This is a genomic window from Colwellia sp. 6M3 (assembly GCF_014077595.1).
GTDB lineage: Bacteria > Pseudomonadota > Gammaproteobacteria > Enterobacterales > Alteromonadaceae > Cognaticolwellia.
Map to the genome: position 1 here is coordinate 1 of NZ_JACGWF010000127.1, position 8,470 is coordinate 8,470.

General features: G+C 40.2%; 9 protein-coding genes. 4 read left to right on the forward strand and 5 right to left on the reverse strand.

Annotated features, from left to right (window positions below; translation table 11 throughout):
* The 4 genes from H4J50_RS17655 to moaC all read right to left on the reverse strand — a co-directional run.
* Positions 1 to 101 (reverse strand): DUF1653 domain-containing protein (locus H4J50_RS17655; RefSeq protein WP_182257524.1); only part of this gene is annotated, 101 nt, incomplete at its 3' end.
* Positions 102 to 117: 16 nt separating this feature from the next.
* Positions 118 to 588, reverse strand: a complete 471-nt coding sequence (gene moaE, locus H4J50_RS17660; RefSeq protein ID WP_182257525.1) for a molybdopterin synthase catalytic subunit MoaE — start codon at positions 586 to 588, stop codon at positions 118 to 120.
* A 1-nt stretch (position 589) separates the two neighbouring features.
* On the reverse strand, positions 590 to 838 hold the full coding sequence (moaD, locus tag H4J50_RS17665) for a molybdopterin synthase sulfur carrier subunit (RefSeq protein ID WP_182257526.1): 249 nt from the start codon (positions 836 to 838) through the stop codon (positions 590 to 592).
* Between the two features lie 10 nt (positions 839 to 848).
* Positions 849 to 1,343, reverse strand: coding sequence for a cyclic pyranopterin monophosphate synthase MoaC (gene moaC, locus H4J50_RS17670; protein WP_259366291.1), 495 nt, complete (start codon positions 1,341 to 1,343; stop codon positions 849 to 851).
* 593 nt (positions 1,344 to 1,936) lie between these two features.
* Here moaC and H4J50_RS17675 point away from each other — a divergent pair.
* From H4J50_RS17675 to H4J50_RS17690, 4 genes are all read left to right on the forward strand, one after another.
* The gene (locus H4J50_RS17675; RefSeq protein ID WP_182257527.1) at positions 1,937 to 3,316 is read left to right on the forward strand and encodes an ATP-binding cassette domain-containing protein; all 1,380 of its coding nucleotides are present in this window, start codon (positions 1,937 to 1,939) and stop codon (positions 3,314 to 3,316) included.
* A gap of 114 nt (positions 3,317 to 3,430) precedes the next feature.
* Complete coding sequence (locus H4J50_RS17680; RefSeq protein WP_182257528.1) at positions 3,431 to 4,255, forward strand: serine hydrolase; 825 nt, start codon at positions 3,431 to 3,433, stop codon at positions 4,253 to 4,255.
* A gap of 166 nt (positions 4,256 to 4,421) precedes the next feature.
* Complete coding sequence (locus H4J50_RS17685; protein WP_182257529.1) at positions 4,422 to 5,780, forward strand: serine hydrolase; 1,359 nt, start codon at positions 4,422 to 4,424, stop codon at positions 5,778 to 5,780.
* A 551-nt stretch (positions 5,781 to 6,331) separates the two neighbouring features.
* Positions 6,332 to 7,603 (forward strand): serine hydrolase, encoded by a 1,272-nt coding sequence (locus tag H4J50_RS17690; RefSeq protein WP_182257530.1) that lies wholly within the window; start codon positions 6,332 to 6,334, stop codon positions 7,601 to 7,603.
* Between the two features lie 310 nt (positions 7,604 to 7,913).
* Here H4J50_RS17690 and H4J50_RS17695 read toward each other — a convergent pair whose 3' ends face one another.
* Positions 7,914 to 8,228 (reverse strand): hypothetical protein, encoded by a 315-nt coding sequence (locus H4J50_RS17695; RefSeq protein ID WP_182257531.1) that lies wholly within the window; start codon positions 8,226 to 8,228, stop codon positions 7,914 to 7,916.
* Positions 8,229 to 8,470 lie beyond the last annotated feature (242 nt).

Genomic DNA, 8,470 nt, shown 5'->3' on the forward strand with positions numbered 1-8,470 from the left:
TGATATACCACCATAGTTTCTTCGGTTTCACTGTGTGTTGCTAGATGAAGCACTTGGTAAAAGTTACCTTTAAAATGTTGATAACGTCCGATTTTTAGCATGAATATCTCAATATGTTTAGTTGGCTTGGTCGTTGGTAAGTTTTTTTGACCATTGTTGAGAAACCTCATTGTCGCTAGCTTTGGCTTCTAGCCATTTGCTACCTTGTGAGGTAAGTTCTTTTTTCCAAAATGGTGCTTTGGTTTTTAGAAAGTCGATAAGAAATTCGCAAGCAGCAAATGCCGCCTTACGATGTTGGCTAGTTACACCAATAAAAACAATTTGTTCACCAAGCTTTAAATCGCCAACGCGATGAATAATGGTTATTTTATTAAGCGGCCAATGCTCGCGAGCTTCAGTTTCTAGGTTCTGTAACACTTTTTCTGTCATGCCTGGGTAGTGCTCTAAAGATAAGCCTTGAACACCAAGCCCTTCGTTAAAGTCTCTTACTTTTCCGACAAAAGTGACTATGGCACCGTCTTGGTTGTCAGTGGCGAGTTTTTGATACTCATCAGCAACCACAAAATCATTTTGTTGTACGTAAATCATATTAGCCGCCAGTCACCGGAGGGAAAAAAGCAACTTCATCACCTTTATTAATTTTGTGTGACCAGTCAGTGATCTGCTGATTAACAGCAACAAGTAAACTATCTGCAGCCATAACTTTAGCCCATAAATCATTCGTTTTAGCGAGTTGCTGACGAATATCTTCTGTGGTCATGTTTTCGCTTGCGGGTACTTGCATGCTATCGGTTGACAATTGTTCGCGAAGGCGAGCAAAAAATAATACCTTTATCATCATCGCTCCTTTATTTAGTCACTTCATTGTGAAAATAGCTGCCAGACTTTCCACCTTGTTTTTCACATAAATGGATGTTGGTAATTATCATATCTTTTTGTACGGCTTTACACATGTCGTAAATGGTCAGGGCTGCAGTTGAAGCTGCCGTTAATGCTTCCATTTCTACGCCAGTTTTACCTGATAATTTACATAGCGCGGTAATTTTAACGCGATTATGTTGAGGCTCGGCAACTATATCAACTTCAATTTTAGTTAACATCAAAGGGTGGCAAAGTGGGATAAGTTCACTGGTTTTTTTTGCCGCCATAATACCGGCAATTCTTGCCGTAGCAAAAACATCACCTTTGTGGTGTTTACCTTCAACAATCATTGCTAGCGTTTGTGCTGACATTTCAATGTAGGCTTGAGCTATAGCAGTACGCTCAGTAACTTTTTTTTCAGTAACGTCAACCATATGGGCATCGCCGTCAGCATTAATATGAGTAAATTCGTTGCTCTTCAAAAAATAATCTCTTTTATTGTTAGCTATATAATAGCTTTTCTAAAAATACATCCTTTATATTATACCAATTTGACTAATTAAGTGACCTACTTTTTTATGAGGAAAAATGAATAAATACAAGGTGTAAAATCTATAAATAGTTATTCTACTTATAAATTTTACAATACCGGCGTTTATTATTTTACCCTTTAAAAATGAGCAGATACTTAATCCATTTCGTTTTGCCTTATCTCAGCGCTCTACCTACCACCGCTAACGATACTCGGATTGGTCAACCTATTGCTTGTGTTGATAAATTTATTTTTGTAGGTTTGGACTATCCAGAAAATGTTGCAGAGTCAGGTATGGAAGTACCTTATGAGCCTGTTTTACTGAAAAACATTACCAAATGCATATTATTCAAAGTTCAGGCTATAAATAAAAATCCTTTGTGCCTAGTTGTTCAAAGGGTTTTTTATTGGTAGTGCGCTTAAAATAACTATACATTCTATTGTAATATAAATGTAACCAGTTCTTTAAGTGTGTATATCTATTTCCCATGCTTTTTACTCCTGAACAATAAACATCATCAGCATTATTTATAAGGGTACACCATGTTAAAGATCGTCGACTTTGAGCACAACAAGTTAAGTATTCATGACTGGGAGATTATTGATAATCAAAGTTGGTGTATTTTAGGAAGAAATGGCTCAGGTAAACAATATTTAGATCAAGTTCTAACAAGAGAGCTAGTTGCAGAGTCAGCACAGACGTGTATTTTACCTGACACAGATAAAGTCGCTTTGATTTCTTTTGAAAGTCAGCAAGCTGTTTATGAACATGAATTAAAAATGGATGCGACTGATTTTATAGACTCAAACGACATTGGTACCATAGCGAGAGACTTTTTACCTAAAGATAAATGGTCTGATCCGTTGATTGTTGAGTTTGGTTTAACGCACCGACTTGATAGTGGTTATCGACAGTTAAGTACAGGCGAAGGTCGAAAACTACTTATTTTGAAAGCAATCTTTGAAGGTGTTGAGTTTTTAGTATGTGATAACCCTTTCGATAGCCTTGATAAAGACTCTTGCTTAACATTATCTAAATCATTAGAACAACTTAGTGCTAAAGGTATTACTGTTTTATTGATGTTAAGCAATAGACAAGATATTCCTAAGTGGTGTCAACAAGTTGCTTCAATTGAAGATGGTCAATTTCATACAATAGGGCAGTTAAATGATGTTGAAACTAAAAAGCAGCTAGATAAACTTTTTTCATCGCCTCAAGATAATAAAGAATGGCCTATTTCACCTTACAAAATGGTTGAATATAAGCATCAATATTTAGTAAAACTTAATAACGGCAAAGTGCAATATAGTGGCTACGTTATATTCGATAACATGAATGTTAGTATTAAACCCTTGCAACACACTTTAATTACGGGTGCTAATGGTAGTGGTAAATCGACGTTAATGCAGTTAATCACCGGTGACTGTACGCAGTGTTATAGTAACGATATTGAAGTGTTGGGCTTTAAAAGAGGTTCAGGAGAAAGTATTTGGCAAATAAAAGAACAAATGGGTATTGTTAGCTCAGAAATGCATCGGCAATATAGAGTAAATGGAAGCTTACTTACTGTAGTGTTATCAGGTTTTCATGATTCTATCGGGTTATATAAACAACCAGAAAAACATCAAATAGAACTAGCACGCCAATGGCTAAACCAAGTTGGATTATTGGATGTTCAAGACATTCCATTCCAACAATTAAGCTATGGCGAACAGCGATTGGGCTTAATTGCTAGAGCATTAGTTAAGTCACCCTATTTATTAATATTAGATGAGCCAACACAAGGTTTAGATGAAATAAATCGCCATAGAGTGCTTGATTTTTTAATGGAATTGTCGGCACAACAGCACAGTACTATTTTATTAGTTAGCCACCGAGAAGATGAATACTTACCCATGTTTAAACAACATATTAAACTTTAATTACATGAGTTAACTGTCTAAACCTGGACCCTGGTAGTGCGCGACCCGACAGGGCCGTATAACTACTTCAATTCATGGTGGCATCCTTATCTTCAGTACGGAAAACTACACACGATGCAATCTGTTACCAAGAGCGTTGTTTCAACGGTTATAGGTATTGCTGTCGGACGAGGTGATTTCCCTGATCTTGATACACCAGTTCTTAAGTACTTTGAGTCGGGCTCAGTGGATAACGTTGATGACAAAAAGCGTCAAATGACCATACGGCACCTACTCATTATGACGACAGGCTTAGAATGGAATGAAGATTATCCATACAGCGACCCCAGAAACACAGCCGCAAACATGCAGGGGGTTCCAGACTGGGTTAAATTCACTATGGATAGGCCTATGTCGAAAGAACCTGGGAAGTCTTTTCAGTACAACAGTGGTGCTACCCTGATTTTGGGTCACCTATTTAGTAAAGCAACGGGTATGGATATCGAGGAATATGCTGTTAGATATTTGTTCAACCCGCTTGGAATCGACAACTTTTATTGGAAGCGCACACCGTTTGGTCTCGCCGAGACCCAAGAGGGCCTCTATGTTTCGAGTCGTGACATTGCTAAGATTGCCTACCTGTATTTGAAGCAAGGGATGTGGGAAGACAAAAGCATTGTTCCTAGAACGTGGATCAATGTGTCGATAACACCATTTGTCTCTATAACAGATAATCGTAGTGTCGAGTATGGCTACAGTTGGTGGCTCTTGAACTACGAATATAAGGGACAAGTAAGTAGGGCGTTCGCAGGCATTGGCTTTGGTGGTCAGTATCCTATAGTTATCCCTGAGCTGGATTTGGTTATCGTGTTTACCGGCTGGAATATCCTTGCTGAAGGACCTAGTATGAGTTCACAGGAAGCGATCAAACGTATCTTAGAAGCTGTCATCGAGCCATGAACCCAAAATGAGTGGCAAAAAGCCTAACAATACGGAGTCATTACATGAACTTAGTTCATATTACCCTAGTCCGGCTATTGAGTCTTGTGCTCCATAACTTCTCTACAAATTTGACTCAGATGTCACAACGTTTTATGGTCAAATAAAAATATAAGGCTTACCTTCAATGTCGAGTGAAATTACACCGCTGCTAAGAAAGCGAAAAAAGATAGTCAGCTCAAATGCTTTCTACCAACAAATGGTTATATTGTTGAGCTGTGTATTTATCATTTCACCAACCAGCGCCAATGTTAAAAAAGAAAATAGCATTAATCATAAGCTTGATGTGATAGTCGACCTTCCATTTGAAACTGCCTTTGAGCGCAAAGATATTAACCTCCTCAATTGGCAGCATTGGCCTCATAGCCGTTATGCGAGTCATCATCCGCGAGAATTTGTCACGATGGCGACCATTCACTCTGACCCTGAAGCCCCAGCGCTTAAAGAAATTAAACAAGACCCTTTTAACCTCATGACGCTGAAGGTTAGTGTTGGTAGGGAAAAAGAGTTTGGGTTACTAGAGCTTCTAAAGTCAATACAAATGAAAGGCTTTGCTGTAATGCATGATGGCAAGTTAGTTTTTGAAACTTACGACCAAAGAATGCAAAAGCACGATATTCAAGTTTTACAATCTTCCTCAAAAACGTTCACTGGTATGTTGATACACAAACTGGTAGAAGATGGCCTATTAGATTTAGAAGCTAATGTGAACGAATATTTACCTAATTTAGGTGCCGGTGTTTTCAAAGGTTCTACCTTGCAAAATCTGCTTGATATGGAGATAGGGTATCCTGATTTTGGCAGTTGGCACAAAGCCGGAGATTATGGTTATATGAGTGAAATTCATATGGGGTTAAAGCCGAAAGTGTTAGGTGTTGAACACCGCTCTATTTTGTCATTTATTCAACAGTTTCATAAGCCTACTTTCGCTCCTGGCACCCAATTTTTATATAATGATATGAATACACAGGTGTTGGCTTTGGTTGCTGAGCAGGTAACAGGTAAGCGATATGCTCAGTTGATAGCGGAAACCTTCTGGCAGCCCCTGCAAGCTCGCTATGATGGTGCTATTGCAATTGATGATGACGGCAATTCAGGTGCTAGTTGGGGTATGGCATCAACACTAAGAGATGCCGTTAGGTTTGGGCAAATGATGCTAGAGAGAGGTCGTTATCAAGGCAGAAGAATAATCCCAGAAAGTTATTTTCAATCAACACTTAACGAACCTATTACTGCACCACGGCCAACCTATGAGTTGCTTGGACAAGTAGAGGATTACAGAAATCACGTCTGGATGCTACGAGACGACAACTTGATATACACTTCGGGTTCATTCGGCCAGTATATTTTTGCTGATTACAACAACCAAACCGTAATCGTCTTCATGGCAAACTGGTCAAACAATGGTCATTCAGAAAACAATGAAAATTACCTGCGAATTGTTCGTGCTATTGGCGAACGTATCAGTCAAAAAGATATTAACTAATCGTATGCCAAGATTATCCAAGCCGTTAAACTGAATAGTTCCTGTTAGAGAGCATTTACAAACATTTATAGCGACACTTGAATCTTAGTACCTCTAAGCGGAATTTAGTGTACTTAACCTCAATGCCCACTGACTAAACCTTAGCCGCCTCTCAAAATACTGTGCTGAAATATTCGCTTCTATTTAAAGTAAATATTAACGAGATCAAAACGTCGCTTAAGACAATTTTCTTGTCAGTCAATAACGCAAAATTCAACAAAAGCTAACATCAGCTAACAGGCAGTTTTACGCTTTAACCAAAATTAGCCAACAGCCCCATTAGGCGACCCATCTCCGTTGACTAATTTTGTTTTAATCAACATTCTCAGGTCAAAATCAGACGTTTCATCGGCTCTGGCCCCTCAAGTTTTTTAAAGCGAAACACAATTTCACTCGATATAGACCTATACTACAAGCTAGTTAATAAGCAAAAAACTCGAAGATAACACAACTTGTTGCTCAGAGCAGGGTTGTCAATTATTATTAATACTCTTAAAAAAAGGGAGTGCAAAATGACGACATGCCTTTCGAAAAGCGCGTCTAAAACAATGCGTTTGTTGACCGTTGGTGGCTTGGCGGTTTTGATGTTGGCTTGCGCAGTCCCTCAAAACGACGAGGCAGTCCCTGCTAGCCATTCCGATTACGTTTCAGATATTTCATGGCCGCAAGAAGAATGGGAATACTCAACCCTTGCAGTGGAAGGATTCGATCCCGAGCCCATTAATCAGTTTATCGAGGATCTGGTTGCGGAAGAGTACGGCCGCGTTGATTATTTTCTACTCATACGACACGGCCGCATCGTCGCCGAAAAAAAGATCGAGCGGGACTATGCCTTGCTGGCGGCGAACCTTGCCCCAGACGAGCTATTAACGCCAAACTTTAAAAATCCAATCTACAATTACGACGATGCTAATCTGCATCCTTATTATCAGGGTACCGATCTGCATACTGTCCAGTCAGTTACGAAGAGCATTAATTCCGCTGCATTCGGTATCGCGATCGATGAGGGATTTATCGAAGGAACCGATGTCTTGGCATTGTCCTTCTTTGAAGACTACGTATTCGATAGATCTGACCCGCGCAAAGAGCGAATTACGATTCATGATCTTCTGACCATGCGAACCGGTATCGCGTGGAATGACATCAATGGTTTCGGATCTGAAACCGACAGTACTTACGCGCTTGAAAACTCCGAGACATGGATCCAGTTCATTCTTGACCAACCTATGTATGAAGAGCCTGGCAAAGTATTCAAATACAATGACGGCGTGAGCGTTCTCCTTGGCAAAATTCTGCACGAAGCGACCGGTCAACGCGTCGATGCTTGGGCGAAGGAAAAGCTATTTGGCCCAATTGGTATTGATGAGTTTCATTGGAAAATTACGCCCGATGGCGAAGCCGATACTGAAGGTGGGCTCTACCTTACAGGGCATGACATGGCGCGGATTGGTTACCTTTACTTGCGAAATGGGCTTTGGGACGGCAAGCAAGTAATATCCGAAGACTGGGTGCGCCGTTCTGTAACACCTTATATTGCTGACCCCTCAAGCGAGGTAAGCGAGGACTTCACTGAATACGGCTATCAATGGTCGATACCTAAGCCGAAGAACGGAGGTGCATTTGTTTTCGGAGGATATGGACTTGGGGGACAGCGGATCATGGTATTCCCTGAGTACGATGTCGTCGCTGTGTTTCAGGGTTGGGACCCTGTCTCCGAGTATTGGAAAGCCAGCAACGCCTTCCAAACGACCATATTGCCATTGTCTCTCAAAAAACCGGAATAAGGTTAATGTTCAAATTTGTGCACATACGGAAGTAGTTACCATTTGTTCTTTAGGTCAACTGATAGCCAAAAGCGGACATTAAGCCTTTGCAAATTCAGGAGCAAATTTAGGGCAATATTAGCCAAGATTTTCTGCTCACTTGTGGGGCGGGTTTAAGCTCTTATAGCCGTTGATTGCTACTCTATTAGAAGGCAGTTCATGCATCAGGACGGAGATTAGGTATCTAGCGTCAAACAGCACTTCGGATTAGCTTATGTATCGATAACGCCAACAGCAGTGGCTCGACTTTTGCGTCCGCTGGCTGCACTTGTTAGTATTTTTCATATGACTCTAGAGGTTCAACAAAGCAATAGTATTGCTCAAGAAAATCTTCCGTTTCGTATCGAATAATTGATGGTTCAACTCTTCGATATGACCCATAACTCAAGTCAAAATACAAATTTAGACAAAAACTATTCTCCTTTTCGGAAAGCGCAATATCTAACGAGCCACCCTCAGGATCAAGCGTGCCTAGCATACCTACCGCAGGACTGTCATTTAACCACGGGCGTAGCATAGGAATATTTTCACCAGCTCGATAGAAATTTACGCTAACAGTCTCATCTTGATTCAATGATATTTCCATGCGGTTCCCAGACTCACTCCTCCAAAAACCACAGTAATTTTCAATGTATGAATTCAATGGACTTCTCCCGTGTTCTTGGAGTGCTAACGCCCTAATAATGGGCAAAAAATTGTTGGCTAAAATGTTGAGGAACGTATATGGACTCCTCTTGCATAGCAAGCCGTTTATAATAAATATCAAATGTATGTAGCAAGTTCACGTATATTCGGTTTCTGATGGGGAGCTACCCCGAACCTTAATGG